Consider the following 23925-nt stretch of genomic DNA (forward strand, 5'->3'; position numbering starts at 1 on the left):
GGGCGGGGCCGTCGGGACCGGCCGCGGCGTCAGCCGTTGGTCAGCGTCAGGCGGTGCTTGGCCGCCTTGTCGACCGCGTCGGGCGAGTAGGCCCAGGTCAGCAGTTTGCCCTTGAGCCAGAGATCGGTCTGGTCGTTGTAGTTCTCGTGGAACGCGTGCCCCGAGGCGCCGCCGACGTTGATCCAGCGGGAGGCGTCGAGGTCGTTCAGGTCGATCACCATGCGCATCGACGGGATCCAGTCGACCTGGTACCCGGCGGCCGCGTTCCAGCCCGCCGCGTCGACCGCCGCCGAACCGCCGGAGAGGCGGTACGGGCCGCGGTTGAGCAGCTTGTGGACGGCGCCCGAGGCGATCGAGGAGTCGTCCGAGCCGAGGGTGCGCTCACGGAGCTCCAGCTTGTGCAGCCGGCCCCAGCTCCAGGTGGTGATGTCCTTGGTGAGCAGCGAGGTGAGCTCCTGGCGGGCGTTGGTCATCGCCTCGCGCAGCAGGTTGTCCAGGCCCTTCTGCTCCTTGTGCTGGGAGTCGATGTACGTCCACCAGCCGCTGTCGGGCTTCTCCAGCTGCTGGCGCACCACCTCGGTCCAGCGGTCGCCGCCGTCCGGCTGGGCCCGGCCCGGGTCGCGGGTGCCGCACTCGGTGACGATCCTCGACTTGCTGTCGGGCTTGGTCGGGTCGGCCTGCTCGCGGACCAGCAGGCAGTTGTCCTCCGCCCGCAGGTCGGCCGGGAACTTCTGGCCGAAGGCCAGGGTGAGCAGCTGGCGCCAGACGCCGTTGTAGTAGGCGGCGGCGGCCGAGTCGGCGTCCTGGTGGTAGTTCCAGTCCTTCAGCAGGTCCTGGGCCTCGCGCACGTAGGGGTCGTCGATCTCGACCTTGAGCAGCATCGGGACCAGCGTCTTGGCCAGGACGCTGGTGTTGTCGAGCTGCATCTCCTGCATGTCGTCCGGCGAGATCTTGCCGTTGTTCTTCAGCCGGGCCTCGATCTGGTCGGTGATCTCCTTGGCCCGGGTGCCGTACTCCCAGTCGGTGGTCAGCGAGGGCTTGTACGAGGCGTCGACGACGGCCTGGTTGGCGGTGACGATGTAGCCGCTCGCCGGGTTGAGGCTCCACGGCAGGGCGCTGAACGGGACCGGGTCCTTCTTCCACTGGTAGGCGGAGTCCCAGCCCGGCGCCGGGTAGCGCCCGTTGCCCTTGCCGCGCACCGGGATGTGGCCGGGGGCCTGGTAGCCGATGTTCTTGGCGTCGGCGTAGATGAGGTTCTGGGCCGGGACGGCGAAGTCGGCGGCGGCCTTCTGGAAGTCCTCCCAGCCCTTGGCGCGGTCGAGCGCGAAGACCGCGTCCATGGTCTTGCCGGGGATCAGCGCGGTCCACTGCAGGGCGACGCCGTAGCCGCCGGTGCCGCGGTCCGGGGCGGAGGCGCCGTTGGGCGCGTACTTGCCGACGTTCTGCTGCTCGGTGCTCGGGTCGGAGATCAGCGGGGCGCCGGTCTTCGTGGTGCGCACCGTGATGGTGCGGTCCTCGCCCCCGGCGACCTTGATGGTCTCCTTGCGGAGCTCGAACCTCTCCTCCTTGCCGTCCACCAGGTAGGTCTCCGGGCCGGTCACCTTCTCCAGGAAGAGGTCGGTGACGTCGGCGCCGAGGTTGGTGAGGCCCCAGGCGATGTCCTTGTTGTGGCCGATGACCACCCCGGGCATCCCGGCGAAGGTGAAGCCGGAGACGTCGTACTGGCAGGTCGGCGAGACGGCCCGGCAGTGCAGGCCCATCTGGTACCAGACCGAGGGCAGGCCCGGGCCGAGGTGCGGGTCGTTGGCGAGCAGCGGCTTGCCGGTGGTGGTGTGGCTGCCGGCGACCACCCAGGAGTTGGAGCCGATGCCCTGGCCGTTGCGGCCGAGCAGCTCGGGCAGCGCGTCGATCCGGTCGGTGACGTCCTTGAGCAGCGCCTTCGTGGCGGCCGAGCCCTGGGTGGTGCCCGGGGCGGTGCCGGAGCCGGCCGTGCCGGAACCGGCGGCCGGGGCGGTGCCGTCGGCGGGCTTGTACGCGGAGCCGTTGACGGTGCCGGTCTTCACGATCGTGCCGTTGCGGGCGTACGGGTACTCCGGGTACAGCTCCTCGATCTTCTCGGGGCTGAAGTCCTGGGCGAGCAGCGAGCGGTCGATCTCCTCCTGGAGGTTCCCGGAGAGGTCCCAGGCCATCGCCTTGAGCCAGGAGACCGAGTCGACCGGGGTCCACTGCTCGGGCTCGTAGTCGCCGTTGACGACGCCGAGCAGGCCGTACTCCAGCGAGGCCGAGGAACCGCCCGGGTGCTCGGCGAGCCAGGCGTTGACGCCGTCCGCGTAGGCCTGGAGGTTCTTCTTGGTGTCGGGGGTCAGGACGGTGTCGAACTCCTCCTGCGCGATCCTGCGCCAGCCCATGGTGCGGATCATGGAGTCGGTCTCGACCTGGCTGTCGCCGAACATCTCGGAGAGCCGGCCCGCGGTGATGTGCCGCCGGACGTCCATCTCCCAGAAGCGGTCCTGGGCCTGGACATACCCCTGGGCCCGGAAGAGGTCCTCGGAGGTGTCGGCGTAGAGCTGCGGGATGCCGTTGGCGTCGCGCTTGACGTCGACCGGCGCGCTCAGGCCCGCCAGCTTGACGCTGCCGTCGACCTCCGGGAAGGACGCCCGGACCGCGGCCACCCCCCGGTAGCCGCCGTAGCCGGCGCCGGCCACCAGCAGGACGACCAGCACGATCACGATCAGACGGGCGCGCCGGAACTTCTTGGAGCGGGGCATCTGGGTCCTTGCGGTCCTCACTGGGGGGCGGGCGGACATGTCAAGAGCACGTGGCCGTGACAGTGCACCACATTAGGCCGCCCCGGCTGGCGGCCGTGCACGGGGGACGCTCACGGTGGGATCGGGCGAGGCGGGAGACGGGAGGTGAGGGAGTGGGTGAACGGTGAACTTAAAGATATGGCAAAATGTTAGACTGAGTAACGATCCGCAAGGGGAGCAATCGCCGCTTCCGGCCTCCGCCCCTGTCGGTACCCCGTCCGCCCGCTGCCACGTCCGAGGTGCCCCTGCGTGAATGTCGACCACCTGAACCAGCTGCTCCTCGAATTCTCCGTGATCCTGCTGGTCGCGGTGGTCGCCGTGCGGGTGTCCACGAAATCCGGCCTGCCCAGTCTGCTGATCTACCTCGGCATCGGCGTCGCGCTCGGCCAGAACGGCCTGGGCATCTCCTTCAACAACGCCGAGCTCACCCAGGTGCTCGGGTACGCGGCGCTGGTGGTGATCCTGGCCGAGGGCGGCCTCAAGACCAACTGGCGCGAGGCCAGACCGGTGATGCCGGCCGCCACCGTGCTCGCCACCGTCGGCGTCGGGATCAGCGTCGCCGTCACCGCGGCCGGCGCCCACTACCTGGTCGGCCTGGACTGGCGGACCTCCCTGCTGCTCGGCGCGATCGTCTCCTCCACCGACGCCGCCGCCGTCTTCTCCGTCCTGCGGACGGTGCCGCTGCCCCGCCGGCTGACCGGCCTGCTGGAGGCCGAGTCCGGCTTCAACGACGCACCCGTGGTCATCCTGGTCGTCGCCTTCGCCACCGTCGGCGCGCACGACTCCTGGTACGTGCTGCTCGGCACGATCGTCGCCGAGCTGGCGGTGGGCCTGGCCATCGGCCTCGTGGTCGGCAAGCTCGGCGCGTACGGCGTCAAGCACGTCGCGCTGCCGTCCTCCGGCCTCTACCCGATCGCCGTCATGGCGCTCACCGTGCTCGCCTACGCCGGCGGCGCGCTGCTGCACGGCTCCGGCTTCCTCGCCGTCTACGTCAGTGCGGTGGTCCTCGGCAACGCCAAGCTGCCGCACGGCCCCGCCGTGCGCGGCTTCGCCGACGGCCTGGCCTGGATCGGGCAGATCGGCATGTTCGTGCTGCTCGGCCTGCTCTGCACCCCCGAGTCGATGGGCTCGGCCGTGGTGCCCGCGCTGGTGATCGGCGCGGTCCTGGTCTTCCTCGCCCGGCCGCTCTCGGTGGTGCTGACCCTCACCCCGTTCAAGCTGCCGGCCCGCGAGCAGGCCCTGCTCAGCTGGGCCGGACTGCGCGGCGCGGTGCCGATCGTGCTGGCCACCATCCCGCTGGTCTCCGGCGCGCCGCTGGCGCAGGACGTCTTCAACATCGTCTTCATCCTGGTCGTGGTCTTCACCCTGCTCCAGGGCCCCACCCTGCCCTGGGTCGCCCGGGCCCTGCGGATCGGCGAGGGCTCGATGGGCCAGGACCTCGACATCGAGTCCGCGCCGCTGGAGAAGCTGCACGGGCACCTGCTGTCGGTCGCGCTGGCGCCCGGCTCGAAGATGTCCGGCGTGGAGGTCGGCGAGCTGCGGCTGCCGGCCGGCGCGGCGGTGACCCTGGTGGTGCGCGAGGGGAACAGCTTCGTGCCGGACCGGACCACCGTGCTGCGCGGCGGGGACGAGCTGCTGGTGGTGACCACCGACGAGGTCGGCGAGGCCGCCGAGCGGCGGCTGCGGGCCGTGGACAAGGGCGGCAAGCTGGCCGACTGGCTCAACGGGCGCGGCGGCTGAGGCCTCACCGGGTGTTCACCCCGGCGTCACGGGACACGTTTGGACCGGTCCTGTAGAGTCGGGGTGAGCGCGCTTCTACGCGCGTAAATTTCGCTATCGGTGGAGACACCGAACCCCAGCACCTGCCTGAAGCAGAGTTGGCGCGACCGCTCGGCGGCCGCGGCCCGGCCCCGGCCCACCGCCGGACCGGCCCGGTATCTACCCCGGTCGACGCGCGAGAGGACGACTCTCGGCGCCGTCGGGGCCACCCCATGCCCTGCCGCGCTACCAGGCAGCAGGAAGGACCGACCGTGACGGCCCGCCGAACGGTCGAGAGCGTCGAGGACGCCCGGGACACCGCGCCCCCGCGGAGCAGCACGGAGAGCAGCCCGGAGCACGCCGCCGCCGTGCCCGCCCGGGTCGGCTACGGGGCGCTGCTGCGCACGCCCGGCGTCTGGACGTTCCTCGTCCCCGCGCTCGTCGCGCGGCTGCCCTACGCGATGCTCGGCATGGGCATCCTGCTGCTCGTCAAGGACACCCACGGCTCCTACGGCACCGCCAGCACCGTCGCGGCGGTGGCCGCCGTCGCCCAGGCGCTGGTCGGCCCGCAGACCGGACGGCTCGCCGACCGCTACGGCCAGGCCCCGGTGCTCGTCCCGACCGTCGTGGTGCACGCCCTCTCGGTCGGCGCGCTGATCGCACTCGCGCTCGGGCACGCGCCGGCCTGGAGCCTCTTCCTGGCCGCCGCCCCCGCCGGGGCGAGCGTCCCGCAGATCGGCGCCATGGTCCGGGCCCGCTGGATCTCCACCTTCTCCGCCGAGGGCGCGGCCGCCGCCCCCAAGGTGAGCACCGCCTTCGCCTTCGAGTCCGTGACGGACGAGTTCACCTTCGTGATCGGCCCGATCCTGGCCGCCGCCGTCGCCACCTCGGTCAGCCCCGCGGCCGGGCTCGCCGCCGAGGCCGCGCTGACCCTGGCCGGCGGCCTGGCCTTCGCCGCCCAGCGGCGCACCGCGCCCGCCCGGGTGGTGCGCGAGCCGGGCGTCCGGCAGGCCTCCGCGCTCGCCTCGCCCGGCGTCCGGCTGCTGGCCGGCACCTTCCTCGGCGTGGGCACCGTCTTCGGCGGCATGCAGGTCTCGGTGAACGCCTTCGCCGACTCGGTCGGACAGCACGGCGCGGCCGGCACCGTCTACGGCGTCTTCGCCGGCGGCTCGATGGTCGCCGGCGTGCTGTACGGCGTGATCGCCTGGCGGCGCTCCGTCCAGCAGCGGATGATCCTCGGCTACGCCCTGCTGGTGCTGGGCTGCTCGACCCTGTGGGCGATGCCGAACCTGGTCGCGCTCTCGGTCGCCGGGCTGGTCTGCGGCCTGGCCATCGCGCCGACCCTGATCAGCGGCTACACCCTGGTCGAGACGCTGGTCGAGGACGGCGCCAAGACCGAGGCCTTCACCTGGCTGACCGGCGCCATCGGCCTGGGCCTGGCGACCGGCTCGACGGCCGCCGGGCAGCTGATCGACGCGCACGGTCCGTCGGCCGGGTTCCTGGTGCCGGTGACCGGGGCCGGGCTGGGCCTGGTCGCGCTGGTGACGCTGCGGGGGCTACTGGTCCCGCGCGGCGGGCGGGGCGCGGTGGCCGCGGGCTCCGCGGAGCGCGGTGCGCCGGGGCGGCTGGTGGGCGCGACCGAGGGCTGAGGCGGCGGCCGGGGCGGGCACCCGCCCGGACTCATCTCACATTCGAGTCGCTGGACTGATCCACCGGAATGCCGCATCATTGACCATCGTTAGCACTCATCAGGCGAGAGTGCCAGGAGGAAGACAAGTGCCCACGTACCAGTACCAGTGCACCGAGTGCGGCAACGGCCTGGAGGCGGTGCAGAAGTTCACCGACGAGCCGCTGACCACGTGCCCCGACTGCCAGGGACGGCTCCGCAAGATCTTCTCGGCGGTGGGCGTGGTCTTCAAGGGCTCCGGCTTCTACCGGACCGACAGCCGCTCCTCCTCCAGCAGCTCGGTGGGCGGGGGTTCGTCCTCGTCCTCGTCGACGCCGGCCGCCTCGTCCTCGTCGTCGGGCTCGTCGTCGAGCTCCTCGGCCCCCGCCGCGAGCGCCGCTCCGGCGGCCGGCTGACCCCGGCCGGGCACCGGCCACAGCGTCCCGAACGGCCCGCCGTCTCCCGCTTCCGAGCGGGTGCGGCGGGCCGTTCGTCGTCTCCGGGGGCGTTTCCTCACTCGTCGGGGTGACAGCCGTCATCCACAGCCCCGGGTTTTCCACAGGCCGGGGAAAGCGGCTACCGGCCCGGGCGCGGGCCGCCCAGAGTGGCGGTCACCGGAACCCCGAAGCCGACCCTGGAGGTGCCCGTGCGCACCGGTTCGCCCGCCCTGTCCCCCCGTCCGCTGCCGGTCCCGCCGCTGCCCGCGCCGAGCGTCCCGCCCCGGCAGCCGGTGCCGCCGTTCCCGCCGATCGGCGGCCGGGCGGGCCCGCGCTGCCGGCTCCGGCGAGTGCTGCGCTACCGCGCCCCGGTCCCGCTGGTGCTGCTGTTCGCGGTGGCGGCCGCGCTCACCCTCGGCCCCGCCCGGACGGGCCCGCCGGCACCGGGGACGGCGCCGCCGGTGGTCCGAACGGGTTGTCCGTCGGAGGCGGGAGAAAATCACCCGTGACCGGCCGACGACTCCGTCGTTCACGCGGCATGAAAGGCTTCAAGGAATTCCTGCTGCGCGGAAACGTCGTCGAACTGGCGGTCGCCGTGGTCATCGGCGCGGCCTTCACCAACATCGTCAACGCCTTCGTCAAGGGCGTGATCAACCCGATCGTCGGGGCGTTCGGAGCCAAGGACCTCGCGTCCTACAGCTCCTGCATCAAGGGCCCCTGCGAGGTGTCGGCCACCGGCGAGGTCACGACCGGAATCCTCATCCTCTGGGGCAATGTGCTGAGCGCGGCGCTCCAGTTCCTGATCACCGCGGCCGTCGTCTACTTCTGCCTGATCCTGCCGATGACCAGGTTCACCGCCCGGCGCAAGACGCTGGCCGAGGTCCAGGCGGAGGCCGAGGCCAAGGAGGTGCTGCTGCTCACCGAGATCCGCGACGCCCTGGTCACCCGGACCGGCTGAGGCCGGGCCGGACCGGTCCGGCGGGCCGGCGGTCAGTCCCCGTGGTGCGGCGGGCGCTGGCTCAGGTACCAGTCCAGGCCCCGGCCACCGCTCTGCCCGGCGCCGGGGCGGTCGCCCCAGCCCGCGTCGGTGTCGTCCCGGGACTGCCGCTCCAGCGGGTCGCCGAAGACCAGCCGGGCCTTCGCCGCCCTCCGCGACCGGTCCGCCGCCGTCTCCCCGTTCACCTTCTCGTCCGCCTTCTCGTCCGCCACCTTCTCCTCCACCGCTCTCGTCCTTCCCCCGCCGACGTCCCCGCCCGCTGCCACCAGCCTAGAAGGCTCCCGGCATGCCGGCGGGGGCCCGGGGGGGGGGGGGCCCCCCCCCGCCCCCCCCCCCCCCGGCGGCCCCGCCCCCCCCCCCCCCCGGGCCGCGCCCCCCCCCCCCCCGCCCCCCCCGGCCGCCGTCACCCCTCGCGCCCGCGGCCCGTCCAGCCCCGTCAGGCCGCTTCGAAGCCCGCATGGTCGGCGATCTTCTTCAGCTCCGCCAGCGCGTGCTTCTCGATCTGGCGGATCCGCTCACGGGTCAGTCCGTGCTGCTTGCCCACCTCGGTCAGGGTGCGCTCGCGGCCGTCCTCCATGCCGTACCGCGACCGGATGATCGAGGCCGTCCGATCGTCCAGCCGCCCGATCAGGCCGTCCAGTTCCTCGCGGCGCAGCATGACCATCACGGCGTCCTCCGGGGACGTCGCCCCGGTGTCCTCGACCAGGTCGCCGAACTGGGTCTCGCCCTCGTCGTCGACCGACATGTTCAGGCTGACCGGGTCCCGCGCCCAGTCCAGCACGTCCTTGATCCGGGCCTCGGTGGTGTCCAGCTCGGCCGCGATCTCGGCGGGCTCGGCCTCCCGGCCCAGCTCCTTCGACTTCTCCCGCTGCACCCGGCGGATCCGGCCCAGCTCCTCGACCAGGTGGACGGGCAGCCGGATGGTGCGCGACTGGTCGGCGATCGAGCGGGTGATCGCCTGGCGGATCCACCACGTCGCGTACGTGGAGAACTTGAAGCCCTTGGCGTAGTCGAACTTCTCCACCGCGCGGACCAGGCCGGCGTTGCCCTCCTGGATGAGGTCGAGCAGCGGCAGGCCGCTGCGCGGGTAACGGCGGGCGACGGCGACCACGAGGCGGAGGTTGGAACGGATGAAGACGTCCTTGGCGCGCTCGGCGTCCTCGGCTATCGCCTCCAGCTCCTCGCGCCGCACGCCCTTGGGAAGCTCGTCCTCGTCCAGCAGGTGCTGGGCGTAGACGCCGGCCTCGATCCGCAGCGAGAGCTCGACCTCCTCGGCGGCATCGAGCAGGGGCGTCCTGGCGATCTCGTCGAGGTACATGCCGACCAGGTCACGGTCGGCCTCAAGGTTGGTCGGGCGGGCCGCGCGAGTCCGGTCGGCCCTGTCGCGAACGACGGCACGGGTGGCCATGCTTGCTCCCTTTGCTGGTGTTGCCGCGGTCTGGCTGCCTGCCCGGAGAGGGCAAGAAGTGCGGGCCCCGCGGGGCTCACACGTAACGATCCAACGAACAGAATCCGGACAACATTCCCAAGTCGCTCAGATTCTTCCGGAGATGCAGTATCCTGCCCGATTCCGCCCGCGATCCGGACCCAGGGTGACCGGACCGGCACCCCGTGTGCTCCCCCGGCCCGCCGCGCTCGCACCCTCCCCTCTCGCAACCCCTCGGGCACCGGGCGCGTTCCCCCGAAGGGCCCGCCCACACCCCCGCGCACGCAGCTCCTCCGCACAAAAGATGCCAAATCGCTATCGCCGCAGCGCACGCTCGGCACGGGCGGCTGGGAAGGTGTCAGCCATGCACCTGACCAACAGCTCGCCCTCCATCACCCCGCGTGATCGCCACCTGCTCCGGCACGCGGCTCTCGCGGTCGGCTGCGCCGTGCTGTTCGCCGTCCTCGCAGCCCTGGTGCAGACCGGCTGGCGGCCGCTGTCCCGGTTCGACCACCGACCGATCGACGACCTGCACCGCTTCGCGGCCGGCCACACCGCATGGACCGCCTCGGTGCAACTGTTCTCCGACATCGGCGGGACGGTCACCATGCGCTCGGTGCTCGGCGCCGCCGCCCTCTGGCTCTGGCTGATCGGCGCCCGGACGCTCGGCGGCTGGGTCGCGGCCCAGACCCTGGCCGGCTGGGCCGCCCAATGGCTCCTGAAGCTCTCCTTCGGCCGCCAGCGCCCCACCTTCTCCGACCCCGTCTCCCACGCCGGCGGCCCCGCGCTCCCCTCCGGCCACGCGATGGCCTCCGCGATCACCTGCGCCGTCCTGGTCGGCCTGCTCTGGCCCCGGGTCGGCCGGGCCGGCCGGATCGCCGCCTGTTCCGTCGCCGCGCTGATCACCGTGGGCATCGGTGCCTCCCGCGTCTTCCTCGGCGTCCACTGGCCGAGTGACGTCGTGGGCGGCTGGCTCGCCGCCGGCATCGTGCTCGGCAGCGTCACCGTCCTCGTCGAACTCTCCCGCCCCGGCGCCCTCGCCCGCGACTTCCGCCGGATGAACTGGCGCACCAGGCCCCGCGTCCAACGCGTCCTCGTCTCCCCCGCCCGCCCGCCCCGGGACACCCCCGTCGACCACCCCGACGGCCTCCTGCGCTGACCCTCCCTCACCCCGCCCCAGCCGCGACAAGGAAACGGGCCCCCTCGGAAGCAACCGAGGGGGCCCGTACTCACGTCATCCGCCGTGACCGGCGCTGTGCCCCAGGCAGGATTCGAACCTGCGACACCGGCTTTAGGAGAGCCGTGCTCTATCCCCTGAGCTACTGAGGCGGGGACGACCGCAGACAGCCTAGCGGATCGGTGGCACAGCGGTGGGCGGGACGGACCGTGGGGGGCGGGCGGTCGACGGCGGGTCAGGCCGCCGGGCGGCGCGGCCCGGCGGCAAAGGGGCGGCTAGCCTGGGGGAACGGACCCGTGGAACGCGGAACCGGGGCCCTCCGGCGGGGGGAAGGAACGGAGCGGCAGATGGCATCGGGTGACCGGTGGGAGCGCGGCCCCGGCCGCCTCGCGCGGAAGGCGGCCGGGCCGGTGGTGTGGCTCGCCCCCGCGCTCGTCATGCTGGTGGTGGGCGCGTACCGGCTGGGGACGCCCACGCTCTGGCGGGACGAGGTGGCGAGCTGGGTCTCGGCCACCCGGCCGATCGCGGACCTGCTGCGGATGCTGCAGCACGTGGACGCCAGCAACGGCGCCTACTACGTCCTGCTGCACGGCTGGACGGCGCTGTTCGGCGACTCGGAGATCGCGTTGCGGCTGCCCTCCGTCCTGGCGATGGCGGGCGCGGCCGCGTTCACCGCGCTGGCCGCCGAGCAGTTGTTCGGCGGCCGGGTCGCGGGCGTCTGCGCAGGACTGCTGTTCGCGATGGTGCCGCTGATCTCCCGGTACGCCCAGGAGGCCCGCTCCTACGCGCTGGTCACCTGCGCCGTCGCGGCCGCGACCTGGTTCCTGCTGCGCGCGCTGGAGCGGCCGACGTTGCGCCGGTGGGTGCCGTACGGCCTGGCGATGGCGGTGGCCGGCGCGGCGCACCTGGTCTCGTTGAGCGCCCTGGCCGGCCAGGCGGCGCTGGTCGCGCCCTACCTGTGGCGGACCTCCGGCCCGGCGCGGCGGCGGCTGCTCGCCGGCCTCGCCCTGGTGCTCGCCGCCCTGGTGGCGGTGGTGCTGCCGGTGGCGCTGCTGGGCCGCCGGCAGTCCGCGCGGCAGCTGGGCTGGCTCGGCCGGCCCACCCTGGACCAGCTCTGGCACTTCGGCGAGCCGCTGTTCGGCTCGGCCCGGGTGTTCCACGTCTTCCTGGTGCTGGCGCTGTTGGCCCTGGTGCTGCCCGGGCGGCGCGGTCCGGCGCTGCGGCTGCTGCTGCTCGCGGTGCTGCCGGTGCTGGCGGTCTGGGCGTTCTCCTTCGGCCCGACCTCCTACTTCCTCGACCGGTACCTGCTGTTCACGGTGCCCGCCTGGGCCGCGCTGGCCGGCTGCGGGATCGGGGCGGGCTACGCGGCGGTGACGGCGGCGGCCCGGCCCGGCCGGACCCGCCCGGAGGTGCGCACGGCGGGCCTGCTGCTCGCGGTCGGCGTGGTGGCGGTGGCCGGGGTGACGGCCCTGCCGACCCAGTCCCTGGTGCGCTACGCGGGCTCGCACGCGCAGTCGAAGGAGCCCTACCGGGCGGTGGCCCGGCTGATCGCGGCCGGCTACCGGCCGGGTGACGGGCTGGCCACGCCGCTCGGCAACCAGGCCTGGTCGATGATCGGCCCGGGTGTCTCCTACTACCTGCCGGACGACGTGCGGCCGTACCCCCTGTTCGAGGCGACCGGGGCGGTCCAGGCCGAGGACCTCTTCCCGGTGCCCTGCCCGCGCCCGGCCGAGTGCACCGGTCCGGGGAGCCGGGTCTGGCTGGTCGTGCTGGGCAACACCCCCGACCCGCTGACCGAGCTGCCCGCCGACCAGGCGGAGGCGCTGCGGACCCGGTTCGGGACGCCGGAGCAGGTGACGCCGCTGGGCGGGATGACGCTCGCCCTGCTGGGCGGGACCCGCGCCGGGCACTGAACCCCTCCCCTCCCCTTCTCCCCCCTCGCTCCCCCTCCTCCCCGGCGCGACCGGCCCGGGTGCGCCGCACCCGGGGCCGCGCGACCATGGAGCACAGCGACCACGGCCGGGAGGACGGCGGGTGAGCGAGCAGCCGAACGGGCAGCCGGCCGGCCGGGGCGGCCACGACGGCCGCGGTGACCGGAACGGCCAGGACGACCGGGAAGACTGGGGCGGCCGGGACGGGACGGAGGACCGGGACGGACGGCGGAGCGGCCGGTGGCGGCACCGTTCGGCGGTCCTGGCCGGATCCGCCCGCGGACTGCCCGACCAGGTCCCGATGGTGGGCCGGGCGCTGCGCCAGCTGCTCCGGGTGAACCTGCTGGACTCCGCGACCCGGCTGGCCGCGCAGGCCTTCCTGAGCGCCCTGCCCGCGCTGTTCGTGGTGGCGGTCTTCACCCCGGCGGCGATCCGCGACGGCGTGGTGCACTCGCTCCGCACGGAACTGGGCCTGGAGGGCCCGGCGGCGCAGTCGGTGCAGCAGATGCTCGGGACGGGCCACGAGCAGGAGACCGGTTTCGGGGTGGTCGGCGCGCTGGTGACCCTGTTGTCGGCGACGGCGCTGAGCCGGGCGATGCAGCGGGTCTGCGAACGCTGCTGGGAGCTGCCCAAGGCGGGGACCAGGGTGGCGGCCTGGCGATGGCTGGTCTGGCTGGTGGTCTGGCTGCTCTGCCTGGCGTTCCAGACCCCGGTCAAGGACGGCTTCGGCCTGGGCGCCTGGCTGGGAGTGCCGCTGACCTTCCTGCTGGCGACGGCGATGTGGTGGTGGACCCAGCACCTGCTGCTGGGCGCCCGGGTGCGCTGGCTGCCGCTGCTGCCGGGGGCGGTGCTCTGCGGCGTGGCCGTGGTCGGCATCGGGGTGGCCTCGCGGATCTACCTGCCGGGGGCGATGAGCCGCAGCATCGGCCAGTTCGGCCCGTTCGGCGTGGTGTTCACCGGCCTGTCCTGGCTGATCGTGGTGTTCACCGGGATGACCCTGGCGATCGCGCTGGGCCGGGTGGTGGCCGAGGAGGAGGCGGTCTCCCGGCTGCTGGGCTCGCGCACCGCACCGGGGCAGTGGGGCGGCCCGCGGTTCTGACGCGGGCCGCCCGGGGCGGTTCAGCCGGAGCGCCTCACAGGGCGCGGGTCAGCCGGGAGAGGATGGACGGCGGGGCGAGGTCGGACTGGAGCACGACCGGCACCTCCACCCGGGTGTCGCCCTCACCCGTGCGCAGCACGCCGACCTTGGTGCCGGCCGCCGCCTGGTGACCGATCTTCAGCGGGTCCAGGACGAGGGTGCCGGTGATGCCGGGGAAGCCGGCCACCGTGAGGTCCTGGGCGGCGACCACCGGGACGGAGCCGCCGAGGCCGTCGTCGATCCGGCCGACCACGTCGCCCTGCTTGGCCAGGGTCTGCCCGGTGACCCCGTTCTGCGCGGCCTGGATCTGCTTGGCGCTGGCGTTCATCACCGCCTTGAGGATGCTCGGCTCGGCGGTGGTCGCCGGCTGGCCCAGGGTGACGCCGAGGATCAGCCGCCGCACCCCGGCGATCTCCTTGTAGGCGGCCCACATCAGACAGCCGCCGGCCGGGGTGCTGGAGCCGGTCTTGACGCCGATGATGCCGTTCTTCGGGGAGATCAGGGTGTTGGTGTTGGAGATCTTCTGGTTGTTGAAGGTGGTGTCCGGGGTGGAGACGATCTGCCGGAACACCTCGTCCTGCATCACCTGCTCGGCCAGCTTGAGCTGGTCCTTGGCGGTGCTCCTGGTCTCCGGGTTGAAGCCGGCCGGGTCGGTGTAGGTGGTGTTGGCCATGCCGAGCCTGGCGGCGGTGTCGTTCATCTTCTTGACGAACGCCTCCTCCGACCCGGCGTCCCAGCGGGCCAGCAGCCGGGCGACGTTGTTGGCGGAGGGCAGCATCAGCAGCTCCAGCGCCTGGTACTGGCTGATCTGCTGGCCCTCGGTCAGGGTGACCCGGGACTCGTCGACGTTGCCGGACTCCTGGGCGGCCTGCTTGTCGACGGTGATCTTCGGACCGGCCTCGCCCTTCTTCAGCGGGTGCGCCTGCAGGATGAGGTGGGCGTTCATGACCTTGGTGACGCTGGCGATCGAGGCCGGCGTCTCCGGACCGGAGCTGCCGAGGCTGCCGATGCCGACCACCTCGGCGGCGGACTGCCCCTTGGCGGGCCAGGCCAGGTCGAGCGGGTCGCCGGCGAAGCCGAAGCCGCCCGCGGCGGTCATCCGCACCTCGCCGTCCGGCAGCGGGCGCAGCAGCTGCGCGGTGACCACGGCGCCGAGGACGACGGCGAGGAAGAGCGTCCAGACGGTGATCCGCTTGAGCGCGCGGCGCAGCGGCGAGACCGGCCGGCCGTTGAGCGCGGCCAGCACCTCCATCGCCTCGGAGGTCGACTCCGGGAAGGGCGCGGGCTCCGGCGCGGGTACCGGAGGCGGTCCGGGAGCGGGCAGCGGCTCGGGGGCCGGCAGCGGCCGCGGGGCGGGAGCGGGCTCCGGTTCCGGCTTCGGGGACGGCCCGGGCGCGGGCAGCGGCGCGGGGCCGGGGACCGGCTCCGGTTCGGGCAGCGGCTTCGGCTCCGGGTGCGGCTCGGGGACCGGCTCCGGGACGGTGTCGGTGTCGGTGTCGGTGTCCGTGTCGGCGGTGTCGGCGGTGTCGGCGGCGGTGGCGGTGGCGGTGGCGGGGAGCCGCAGGACGCGGGTCCGTTCGGCGTTCTCCCGCTTCTCGAACTTCTCGGCCCGCGCGGGCGGCCCGGTCTCCTCCGCCGGGGCTTCGGGGCCGGCCGGGCCGTCGTCCTCGCCGGCCGCCGGAGCGGTCCGGATGGCGAGACGGGGGTCGGTGCCGGACGGGCGGTCCGGGGTGCCGGCCGCAGCCTCGGCGACGGCGTCGTCCCGGTCTTCGGGCAGGCGCAGGGCGGTGGTGGCGTTGTCGGCGGGCAGCCGCAGGGCCGTGGTCGCCTGCTCGGCGGGCAGCCGCAGCGAGGTGGTCCGGGTGTCCGCATCCCGGACCCGCAGCTGCACCGTCGGCCCGGGCCGGGCCGACGGTGCAGCCGGCCCGGCGTCGGGGTCGGGGTCGGCATCCGCGTCCGCGTCGGGGCTGGGGCTGGGGCCGGCGTCCGCGTCGGCACCGGCGTCCGTCTCCGCGTCCGCGTCCGTCTCCGCGTCCGTCTCCGCGTCCACACCGTCGGAGTCCGCGCTCGCGCGGCCGGCCGGGTCCCCGCCCGTGGCACCGGCGGCGGCCCCGGACTCCGCCGCCGGGTCCGCCCCCGGCGCGGCCGTCTCCTCGGGCGCGGCGGCGGCCCGTTCGCCGTCCCGCTCCCGCGCCCGCTCGCCGTCCCGCAGCACCCTGTCGGGGGACTCGCCCACGTAACCCAGCCTCCTCAACGCCCGGCGGGGCGCCGGCAAGCCCGTATTTCGGGAAGCCGGCACCCCGCCCCGTGTACCTGTACAGTCTCCGCCACCGGCGACCGAATCGGGTCGCCCACACCCCGCCCGACCGGCGGTTATTGCCCGCGGCACGGCCGCACCGCGGCCTGTTCAACGGTCAGACGCCCGGCCCGCCACGGCCGGTTCCCCCGCCCGATCGCAAGGTCACGATTCGGAGGCGTACTCGACAAGCCCGTGTGAGAGGCGTCACGCTGTTTCCCATCCACGCGGGGAGGCTTGGATGGGCAAGAGCCGCAGAACTGTTCCCGAGGAGCTCTTGCTGCTCGCTTTGGACCCGGCCACGGGCACCACGGCGCAGCCGCAGACCCTCGACCTCGGACTCGCCGGGGCCCAGCTCGTCGAGCTGACCCTGGCCGGACGGATCATTCCGGAGGGCGACCGGATCGCCGTGGTGCTGCCACGGCCGACCGGCGACCCGACACTCGACCACGCGCTGGAACTGCTGCGACGACGCGGCAGCCCGGTCCGCGCGGCGCACTGGATCGGCGGGCCCCGGCTGGGGCTGCGGCAGACCTACCTGGCGCACCTGGAGCGGTGCGGCATGGTCACCGCCGTGCCCGGCCAGGTGTGCGGGGTGCTGCCGACGACGCGGTACCAGGCGTCCGACGACTGCACCAACGCCGCGATCAAACAGCGGCTGGACACCGCGATCCGCACCGGCGTGCCGCCGGACCCGCGGACGGCGGCGCTCGCCGCGCTGGCGCACTCGGTCGGGCTGGGCAAGCACCTCTACCCGGGCAACGAGGGCCGTTCCTCGCGCTCCCGGCTGCGCGATCTGATCCGGTACGACCCGCTGGGCGGGATGGTCGCGCACGCCGTGATGGACGTGCAGAACGGCCTGCCGGGCCAGCAGAACCGTTCCGCCCAGGCCGGAGCGGCCTCGCCGGCCCCGGGCGGCCGGGCCGGCCAGCGCGCGGCGGCCGGGCGCGGCAGCGGCGGCGGACGGGTCGCGGCGTCCCGCGTCGGAGTCCGCTGACGCCTCCACGGCCACGGGGCCGGCCACGGGGCCGGAGGCCCCCGGGGCCGTGCCCGGCGCCGGACGAACCGTTCCCGCGCGCCGGGAGCGGACCGGCGCGCACAACAGCGCACGACGTACCGCTCGCGCCCTACGGCGGCGCCGAGCACCCGGCACCACCCGGCAGTGAGAAGGGGCGGGGGGCCCCCCCCCCCACGCCCCGCGCCCCCCCCCCCGCCCCCCCCCCCCCCCCCCCCCCCCCCCCTCCGCCGTCCCCCCAGCCGGTCCGGCCCCCACCCGGAACCCCGGCCGCATACCGCCCCCGCACGTGCCACCAGCACCTGCGCGGCCCCGGGGCCGCACCCGCACCACGTCCGTCATGCCGCCGCACCACCACCGGACCGGGCCGTGGCACCCCTACCACTCCGGGGTGCCCGTTGTCTCGCCGAAGCGCTTTTCCGATGATCTGTTCTACTGCGCTCCCGTGATTTCCCGGCGCCGACCTGATCCGGGGTGACATGCTGCTCACCATCAGGGGGTTGATCCAGATTTCCACCGTGTTCCGAGGACTTCCGTTCCAACGATCACCAGAGGTCCGACCGGAGGCCGACGTGTCCGCGAACATCAATCCCACCGTGCGCCGCCGGCGCCTCGGCGCGGAACTGCGCAAGCTCCGGGACCAGGCCGGGATGACCGCCGAGGAGGTGGCCGGCCGGCTGATGGTCTCCCAGTCGAAGATCAGCCGGCTGGAGAACGGCCGCCGCAGCATCAGCCAGCGGGACGTCCGGGACCTCTGCGACGTCTACAACGTCTCCGACGAAGCGATGCGCGCCAGTCTGATGGAGATGGCCCGGGAGTCCCGGCAGCGCGGCTGGTGGCACGACTTCAACGACATGCCCACGCCCTACAGCGTGTACATCGGCCTGGAGGCCGAGGCCTCCTCGATCCGCGCGTACGAGTCCTCCTTCGTGCCCGGCCTGCTGCAGACCGAGCAGTACGCGCAGGCCGTGGTCGAGGGCACCCAGCCGGACACCGACGCGCTCGCCGTCCAGCGCCGCGTCCAGGTCCGGATGAAGCGTCAGGACCGGGTCAACGGCGACAATCAGCTGGGCAGCCTGTGGACCGTGATAGACGAGGCGGTGCTCCGCCGCGAGGTCGGCAGCAAGGAGGTGATGGCCCACCAGCTGAAGCACATGCTGGAGCTGAGCCAGCGCCCCAACATCACCATCCAGGTCATCCCGTTCTCGCACGGCGCCCACCCCGGCATGACCGGGACATTCTCCCTGCTGGAGTTCCCGGAGTCAGCCGATTCCACAGTTGTCTACTTCGAAGGGGTGACGAGCGATCTCTACCTGGAGAAGGAGGCCGACGTGCGCCGCTATACCAGTCTCTACGACCACCTGCGGGCGGCCGCGCTCGGGGTGGCCGAGACCCGGACACTGATAGCCGACATTGAAGAGGGATACCACCGATGAGCACCACCTTCGAGAACGGGACGAACTGGCGCAAGAGCAGTCACAGCGGCGGCAACGGCGCCTGTGTGGAGATCCGCGTGCCGGCCACCGACCTGGTGGCGGTCCGCGACTCCAAGGACCCGCAGGGTCCGCAACTGCGCTTCTCCGCCGAGGCCTGGAACGCGTTCACCGCCGACGCGGGGGCCGGGGTGTTCGGCGGGTTCTGATCCGCTCCGTACCGCTTCTCGGCCAGGTGCCCGTAGCGGTGTTCACCGCCCTCCCCGGGCGGCGGACACCGCTACGGGCATCTTGGCGTCCAGGGGCATGGCCCCGTCAAGGGAACCCGGGCGGCGGGGCGGCGCCTCAGCCCAGCACCGGGTAGCGGGCCGCCCAGGCGGCGCCCTCCGGGGTGTCGACGCTGTGCAGCTCGGGCCCGTGCATCAGCTCCAGGACGAAGTCGTCCGCCAGTTCCAGCAGCGTCGCGCGGCCCTCCAGCCCCGCCACCAGGCCGGGCGGCAGCGCGGTGTCGCCGTGCAGCACCCCGAGCAGGTTGCCGCAGACCGCGCCGGTGGAGTCGCTGTCCCCGGAGTGGTTCACCGCCAGCAGCAGCCCGGAGCGCACGTCGTGCGCGACCAACGCGCAGTACACCCCGATCGCCAGCGCCTCCTCGGCGACCCAGCCCTCCCCCAGCGCCTCCACCCGCTCGGCGGACGGCTCCCCCGCCCGCACCGCGTCCAGCGCCGCCCGCAGCGCCGCCGTGGTCTCCTCGTGCGCCGGCCGCTCGGAGAGCAGCGCCAGCGCCAGGTGCACGCCCTCCTCCAGGGTGCCGCCGCGGGCCGCGGTCTGGACGATCACCGCCAGCGCGCCGGCCGAGAGGTAGCCGCTGGGGTGGCCGTGGGTCAGCACCGAGCACTCCACCGCCAGCTGGAACACCAGGCCCGGCTCCCAGGTGGTCAGCAGTCCGAACGGCGCCGCCCGCATCACCGTGCCGCAGCCCTTGGAGTGCGGGTTCTTCGGCACCTCCAGGGTGCCCAGCCGCTCGGCGTCCGGACCGGAGAGGCCGGAGAGGCAGGCCTGGCCCGGCGCGCGCTGGGCGTACAGCCACTCCTCGCGGCCCAGCCAGCCGAGGTCCGCGCGCCGCTCGTCCGGGCCCCAGTCCCGCTGGGTGGCGGCCCAGCGCAGATAGGCGCGGTGGACGTCGGTGGGCGGGTGCCAGCTGCCGGTGTCCCGGCGGATGTGCGCGCGGATCAGCCCGTCCAGGGTGAACAGCACCATCTGCGTGTCGTCGGTGACGGCGCCGAGCCGCCCGTAGGCCGGGACGTACCCGGTGACGCCGAGCGGGCCGTGCACGGCACGGATCTTCTCCAGCGACTCGAACTCGATGCCCGCGCCGAGGGCGTCCCCGACCGCCCCGCCCAGCAGGCACCCCCGCACCCGGCTGCGGAAGTCCTGCTGCTGGGCGCGTGACCACAGTGGCATCACGACGGGCGCCTTTCGTCCGGGTTCGGGCGGGGTCGCGCGACGCACGGCGGGTCGCGCGCCCTCGCACTGTATTCGAATGCCCGAACGGGGCGGCAGGGTTCCCGGGCCGGAGCGCCCCGGGGAGGGCGGCGCGGGCCCGGTCCACCGGGCGCGGGCTCAGTCCACCAGCGGCAGCAGCTCCGGCAGGTGGCCGTCCGAGGCCAGTGCGGCGGCCAGCCGCTCGGCCGGCACCTCGCCGTAGGTGGTGGTGCGCTGCCGGTGCGGACGCCCGGCCGCCTCGGCGATCGCCTGCAGCTCCCGGACCGACTTGTAGCTCCCGTACGCCGATCCGGCCATCCGCGAGATGGTCTCCTCCATCAGCGTGCCGCCCAGGTCGTTGGCGCCCGAGCGGAGCATCTCGGCGGCGCCCTCGGCACCCAGCTTCACCCAGCTGGTCTGGATGTTGCGGATGTGCGGGTGGAGCAGCAGCCGGGCCATCGCGACCACCGCCCGGTTGTCCCGCGCGGTCGGGCCGGGCCGGGCGATCCCGGCCAGGTAGACCGGGGCGTTGGTGTGGATGAACGGCAGCGTCACGAACTCGGTGAAGCCGCCGGTGCGCTGCTGGATCTCCGCGAGCAGCCGCAGGTGGCCCACCCAGTGCTTCGGGGTGTCCACGTGCCCGTACATCATCGTGGAGGAGGAGCGGATGCCGAGCTCGTGCGCGGTGGTGACGACCTCCACCCAGGTCGCGGCCGGCAGCTTGCCCTTGGTGAGCACCCAGCGGACCTCGTCGTCGAGGATCTCGGCGGCGGTGCCGGGGATGGAGTCCAGGCCGGACTCCCGGGCGCGCAGCAGCCACTCCCGGACCGGCAGCCCGGTCCGGGTGGCGCCGTTGACCACCTCCATCGGCGAGAAGGCGTGCACATGGATGCCGGGCACCCGCTCCTTCACCGCGCGGGCGATGTCGAAGTAGGCGGTGCCGGGCAGGTCGGGGTGGATGCCGCCCTGCATGCAGACCTCGGTGGCGCCGACCTCCCAGGCCTGCGCGGCCCGGTCGGCGACCTGCTCCAGCGAGAGGCTGTAGGCGTCCGCGTCGGTGCGGCGCTGGGCGAAGGCGCAGAACCGGCAGCCGGTGTAGCAGACGTTGGTGAAGTTGATGTTCCGGGTGACGCAGTAGGTGACCTCCTCGCCGACCGCGTCCCGGCGCACCGCGTCGGCGATCCGGCAGAGCGCGTCCAGCGCCGGGCCGTCCGCCTGGAACAGCGCCAGGGCCTGCGCGTCGGTCAGCCGGGCGGGGTCGTCGGCGGCCACCGCAAGGGCGGCCCGGACCTCGGCGTCCAGGCGCTCCGGCGCCCCGGCCGGGACGGTGACGGCCGAGGCCGCCTGCTCGCGCAGCACCTCCCAGTCGCCGTAGACGTCCTCGAAGTCGGCCCGCCGGTCGCCGGTCCGCCCCTCGGTGTCAATGGTGCGGTGCAGGTCGGTGCGGCCGTACGCGTCCGGCAGGTCCTCCGGCTCCTGCCAGGGGTGCCCGGTGACCACCGCGTCGGGGCGGGCCAGGCCGGTCAGCGGGTCGGCCAGCGCCCGGACGTGCGGCAGCACCCGCGGGTCCAGCCATGGCTCGCCGTGCCGGACGTACTCGGGGTAGACGGCCAGGCGCTCGCGCAGCTCGAAGCCGGCCGCGGCCGAGCGCTCGGCCAGCTTCTCGATCTGCGGCCAGGGGCGCTCGGGGTTGACGTGGTCGGGGGTCAGCGGGGAGACGCCGCCCCAGTCGTCGATGCCGGCCGCGATCAGCCGCTCGTACGCGCCGTCCACCAGGTTCGGCGGCGCCTGCAGACAGGCGGACGGGCCCATGATGTGCCGGGCCACCGCGACCGTGGCGACCAGCTCGTCCAGCTCCGCGTCCGGCATGCCGCGCATCGCGGTGTCCGGCTTGGCGCGGAAGTTCTGCAGGATCAGCTCCTGGATGCCGTGGTAGGCCCGGGAGACCCGGCGCAGCGCGAACAGCGACTCGGCGCGCTCCTCGTAGGTCTCGCCGATGCCGATCAGCAGGCCGCTGGTGAACGGCACCGAGCTGCGGCCGGCGTCCTCCAGCACCCGCAGCCGGACGGCCGGCTCCTTGTCGGGCGAGCCGTAGTGCGGGCCGCCGGGCTCGCTCCACAGCCGGGTGGCGGTGGTCTCCAGCATCATGCCCATCGAGGCGGAGACCGGCTTGAGCCGCTGGAAGTCCGTCCAGCTCAGCACCCCGGGGTTGAGGTGCGGGAGCAGCCCGGTCTCCTCCAGGATGCGGATCGACATGGCGCGCACATAGGCGATGGTGTCGTCGTAGCCGTGCGCGTCCAGCCACTCGCGGGCCTCCGGCCAGCGGTCCTCGGGCTTGTCGCCGAGGGTGATGAGCGCTTCCTTGCAGCCCAGCTCCGCGCCCCGGCGGGCGACCGCCAGCACCTCGTCCGGGGACATGAACATCCCGTGGCCCTCCCGGCGCAGCTTGCCCGGGACGGTGACGAAGGTGCAGTAGTGGCACGTGTCCCGGCAGAGCCGGGTGAGCGGGATGAACACGCTCCTGGAGTAGGTGATGACGCCGGGCCGCCCGGCCGCGTCGAGACCGGCGTCGCGGACCCGGGCGGCGCTCGCGCAGAGATCGCGCAGGTCGTCGCCCCTGGCCCGGAGCAGCACCGCCGCCTCGGTCGCGTCCAGCGCGACGCCGTCCCGGGCCCGGCGCAGGGCGCGCCGCATCGCGTTCGCGGTCGGGATGTTGGTTGCGTCCATGCCGCGACCCTACGCCAGTCCACGTACCTTCCTCGTGCGTTCGGAGGAGCCGACCCTGAGGGGGCCTCAGGGTCGGCTGCACCGGGAGACCTACCCGGAACCCACCCTGCAGGGCGATGACGGGAGCGCCCCGGGACCGTCTAATGGACACCCAGGGACAGTCGTTGACCGACGGAGGGGTTGGACGGATGACGGACGACAGGGCGACGGCGGGCGAGGGCCCGGCGGACGCGTGGCAGGGCGGGGCTCCCTACCGGCCGCGCCGGCTCACCCTGGTGCGGGTGGCCGTGCCGCTGGCGATCACGGCCGCGATCGCCGCCGGGGTGGGGCTGGTGCCGGCGCTGGCGGACTCCTCTCCGCCGGAGCTGCCCGCGCTGACGGCGGAGCAGCTGGTGGCCAAGGTCCTCGGCTCGCAGGCCCAGACGCTCTCCGGCACGGTGTCGGTCTCGGCCGACCTCGGCGTGCCGAGCCAGCTGCTGGGCGCCGCGGCCGGCGGCCTGGCGGGCGGCGGTGCGGGGCCCGGCGGCGACGGGCCGTCGGGCGCGGCCCCCAGCGCGAAGCTGACCGGTCTGCTGGGCGGCGAGCACACCCTGCGGGTCGCGGTGGACGGGCCGGACCGGCAGCGGATCGGCCTGCTGGAGCAGCTGTCCGGGTACGAGCTGGTCCGCAACGGCGACCAGCTCTGGGCCTGGGACAGCAGCACCAACGAGGCGGTGCACCTGACCGGGGCACGGCCGGACGCGGGGGCGGACAGCCACCGGGGCACGGCGCCGCTGACCGGGGTGCCGTCCACCCCGCAGGAGGCGGCCCGGCAGTTCCTGGCCGCCGGGGCGGACAGCACCGCGGTCACCGTGGACGGCACCGCGTCGGTGGCCGGGCAGAAGGCCTACCGGCTGAGCGTGAAGCCCACCCGGCCCGGCTCGACGATCGGCGAGGTGCGGATCGCGGTGGCCGCCGACAACGGGGTGCCGCTGTCGGTGGTGGTCAGGGGCACGAACGGCGACACGGTGCTGGACGTCCACTTCACCCAGGTCTCCTTCGCCCGGCCGGCCGCGAAGACCTTCGAGTTCAGCGTGCCCAAGGGCGCCAAGGTGACGGAGCAGAAGGTGTCCGGGGCCCCGCACGGCGAGGTGACGCCGGAGGGGGCCGGGGCGGCGGCCGAGGGCCTGAACGTGATCGGCGAGGGCTGGACGGCCGTGCTCTCCGCGAAGCTGCCCTCCGGTGACGTCCTCGTCCCGGCCGAGGGCGGTGCCCCGCGCGGCAAGGGCGGGCACGGTCCGGCCGGCCACGGCCGGGGCTCCGGCGAGGGCGTCGCGCGGAACCCGCTGGCCCTGGTCAAGTCGCTGGGCAAGCCGGTCGCCGGCGGCTCGCTGATCAGTACCAAGGTGCTCAACGTGCTGGTCACCGACGACGGCCGCGTCTTCGCGGGCGCGGTGACCCTGCCGGTGCTGCAGAGTGCGGCCGGGGTGAAGTAAGTGGCCCAGGCTCCCGTAACGGGGGACGTTACGGAGCCGGCCGGGGGGGGGGGGGGGGGGGGGGGGCCCCGCCCCCCCGGGGGCGGGCCCCCCCCCCCCGCCCCCCCCCGGTTAAACACCCCACCGGGTGCCCAACCCCGAACCCGCCGGGCCCCCCCCC

The 23925-nt window shown here is 74.0% G+C and carries 18 protein-coding genes and 1 tRNA gene; 12 read left to right on the forward strand and 7 right to left on the reverse strand.

Annotated features, from left to right (window positions below; translation table 11 throughout):
* Nucleotides 1-29: 29 nt before the first annotated feature.
* Nucleotides 30-2768, reverse strand: coding sequence for a penicillin acylase family protein (locus ACF1AK_RS05230; RefSeq protein WP_391497418.1), 2739 nt, complete (start codon nt 2766-2768; stop codon nt 30-32).
* A gap of 288 nt (nt 2769-3056) precedes the next feature.
* Between ACF1AK_RS05230 and ACF1AK_RS05235 the strand changes: the two genes are divergently transcribed.
* The 5 genes from ACF1AK_RS05235 (at nt 3057) to mscL (ending at nt 7626) form a co-directional block, all read left to right on the forward strand.
* Nucleotides 3057-4547 carry a potassium/proton antiporter gene (locus tag ACF1AK_RS05235; protein WP_391497419.1) on the forward strand — a complete coding sequence of 497 codons (1491 nt, stop codon included), beginning with the start codon at nt 3057-3059 and terminating at the stop codon, nt 4545-4547.
* A gap of 386 nt (nt 4548-4933) precedes the next feature.
* Nucleotides 4934-6214, forward strand: coding sequence for an MFS transporter (locus ACF1AK_RS05240; protein WP_391498019.1), 1281 nt, complete (start codon nt 4934-4936; stop codon nt 6212-6214).
* Nucleotides 6215-6341: 127 nt separating this feature from the next.
* The gene (locus ACF1AK_RS05245) at nt 6342-6647 is read left to right on the forward strand and encodes an FmdB family zinc ribbon protein (protein WP_391497420.1); all 306 of its coding nucleotides are present in this window, start codon (nt 6342-6344) and stop codon (nt 6645-6647) included.
* Nucleotides 6648-6835: 188 nt separating this feature from the next.
* Nucleotides 6836-7177 carry a hypothetical protein gene (locus tag ACF1AK_RS05250; RefSeq protein WP_391497421.1) on the forward strand — a complete coding sequence of 114 codons (342 nt, stop codon included), beginning with the start codon at nt 6836-6838 and terminating at the stop codon, nt 7175-7177.
* Between the two features lie 29 nt (nt 7178-7206).
* Entirely contained in the window at nt 7207-7626 is a 420-nt protein-coding gene (gene mscL, locus ACF1AK_RS05255; protein WP_391497422.1) for a large conductance mechanosensitive channel protein MscL, read from the forward strand.
* A 32-nt stretch (nt 7627-7658) separates the two neighbouring features.
* Here the strand turns inward: mscL and ACF1AK_RS05260 are convergent, their stop codons facing one another.
* Nucleotides 7659-7889, reverse strand: coding sequence for a hypothetical protein (locus tag ACF1AK_RS05260; RefSeq protein WP_391497423.1), 231 nt, complete (start codon nt 7887-7889; stop codon nt 7659-7661).
* A gap of 212 nt (nt 7890-8101) precedes the next feature.
* Complete coding sequence (locus ACF1AK_RS05265) at nt 8102-9073, reverse strand: sigma-70 family RNA polymerase sigma factor (protein ID WP_391497424.1); 972 nt, start codon at nt 9071-9073, stop codon at nt 8102-8104.
* Nucleotides 9074-9455: 382 nt separating this feature from the next.
* Here ACF1AK_RS05265 and ACF1AK_RS05270 point away from each other — a divergent pair, with 382 nt between their 5' ends.
* Nucleotides 9456-10250: a phosphatase PAP2 family protein gene (locus ACF1AK_RS05270; protein WP_391497425.1), complete on the forward strand. Its 795-nt coding sequence runs from the start codon at nt 9456-9458 to the stop codon at nt 10248-10250.
* Nucleotides 10251-10347: 97 nt separating this feature from the next.
* Here the strand turns inward: ACF1AK_RS05270 and ACF1AK_RS05275 are convergent.
* Nucleotides 10348-10420: transfer RNA gene (locus tag ACF1AK_RS05275), tRNA-Arg, on the reverse strand.
* 195 nt (nt 10421-10615) lie between these two features.
* Between ACF1AK_RS05275 and ACF1AK_RS05280 the strand changes: the two genes are divergently transcribed.
* The gene (locus ACF1AK_RS05280) at nt 10616-12181 is read left to right on the forward strand and encodes a glycosyltransferase family 39 protein (protein WP_391497426.1); all 1566 of its coding nucleotides are present in this window, start codon (nt 10616-10618) and stop codon (nt 12179-12181) included.
* Nucleotides 12182-12302: 121 nt separating this feature from the next.
* Nucleotides 12303-13298 carry a YhjD/YihY/BrkB family envelope integrity protein gene (locus ACF1AK_RS05285; RefSeq protein WP_391497427.1) on the forward strand — a complete coding sequence of 332 codons (996 nt, stop codon included), beginning with the start codon at nt 12303-12305 and terminating at the stop codon, nt 13296-13298.
* Nucleotides 13299-13332: 34 nt separating this feature from the next.
* Here the strand turns inward: ACF1AK_RS05285 and ACF1AK_RS05290 are convergent, their stop codons facing one another.
* Nucleotides 13333-15573: a D-alanyl-D-alanine carboxypeptidase gene (locus ACF1AK_RS05290; protein WP_391497428.1), complete on the reverse strand. Its 2241-nt coding sequence runs from the start codon at nt 15571-15573 to the stop codon at nt 13333-13335.
* Nucleotides 15574-15874: 301 nt separating this feature from the next.
* Here ACF1AK_RS05290 and ACF1AK_RS05295 point away from each other — a divergent pair, with 301 nt between their 5' ends.
* From ACF1AK_RS05295 to ACF1AK_RS05305, 3 genes are all read left to right on the forward strand, one after another.
* Nucleotides 15875-16630, forward strand: coding sequence for a GPP34 family phosphoprotein (locus ACF1AK_RS05295; RefSeq protein WP_391497429.1), 756 nt, complete (start codon nt 15875-15877; stop codon nt 16628-16630).
* A 590-nt stretch (nt 16631-17220) separates the two neighbouring features.
* Entirely contained in the window at nt 17221-18084 is an 864-nt protein-coding gene (locus tag ACF1AK_RS05300) for a helix-turn-helix domain-containing protein (protein ID WP_380286991.1), read from the forward strand.
* Nucleotides 18081-18290: a DUF397 domain-containing protein gene (locus tag ACF1AK_RS05305; protein WP_391497430.1), complete on the forward strand. Its 210-nt coding sequence runs from the start codon at nt 18081-18083 to the stop codon at nt 18288-18290. Before ACF1AK_RS05300 ends, ACF1AK_RS05305 begins: the two co-directional genes overlap by 4 nt.
* 136 nt (nt 18291-18426) lie before the next feature.
* Here the strand turns inward: ACF1AK_RS05305 and ACF1AK_RS05310 are convergent, their stop codons facing one another.
* Nucleotides 18427-19542, reverse strand: coding sequence for an ADP-ribosylglycohydrolase family protein (locus tag ACF1AK_RS05310; protein WP_391497431.1), 1116 nt, complete (start codon nt 19540-19542; stop codon nt 18427-18429).
* A gap of 159 nt (nt 19543-19701) precedes the next feature.
* Nucleotides 19702-22290, reverse strand: coding sequence for a bifunctional FO biosynthesis protein CofGH (locus tag ACF1AK_RS05315; protein WP_391497432.1), 2589 nt, complete (start codon nt 22288-22290; stop codon nt 19702-19704).
* A gap of 188 nt (nt 22291-22478) precedes the next feature.
* Here ACF1AK_RS05315 and ACF1AK_RS05320 point away from each other — a divergent pair, with 188 nt between their 5' ends.
* Complete coding sequence (locus tag ACF1AK_RS05320; RefSeq protein ID WP_391497433.1) at nt 22479-23765, forward strand: outer membrane lipoprotein carrier protein LolA; 1287 nt, start codon at nt 22479-22481, stop codon at nt 23763-23765.
* Nucleotides 23766-23925: the final 160 nt, after the last annotated feature.

This window comes from Kitasatospora sp. NPDC015120 (assembly GCF_043080305.1).
Classification (GTDB): domain Bacteria; phylum Actinomycetota; class Actinomycetes; order Streptomycetales; family Streptomycetaceae; genus Kitasatospora.